Consider the following 276-nt stretch of genomic DNA (forward strand, 5'->3'; position numbering starts at 1 on the left):
GAATACAGATTTACCGCATGTTTAAAAGCGCTATGCAGACGTAAATCTTGCGTTTCATTCTGCGGGAAAAGATATCCCAACGACGATGCGCAAAGCGTAACCTGTACCATCGGCGTTAGCCTTCCAGACCTGCAATAATGGCTTTGGAATCAGTAACCCAACCGAAAATGGCACCTTGTGCTTTGATCATCTCGAGGGCGTATTTCTGGAATTCCGGGAAATAGGAGCCGACACAATCTTCCGGGATAATGCATTCATAGCCACGATCATTTGCTT

Annotated in this window: 1 protein-coding gene and 1 pseudogene; both read right to left on the minus strand. The window is 46.0% G+C overall.

Annotated elements, in window-relative coordinates:
- A pseudogene (locus tag V5P19_RS23500) lies at positions 1 to 110 on the minus strand (DUF2877 domain-containing protein); the annotation flags it as partial.
- Between the two features lie 5 nt (positions 111 to 115).
- The coding region (locus V5P19_RS23505; RefSeq protein WP_334407953.1) for an isochorismatase family protein at positions 116 to 276 on the minus strand (161 nt) is incomplete at its 5' end.

This window comes from Enterobacter sp. UNJFSC 003 (genome assembly GCF_036903355.1).
Classification (GTDB): domain Bacteria; phylum Pseudomonadota; class Gammaproteobacteria; order Enterobacterales; family Enterobacteriaceae; genus Enterobacter.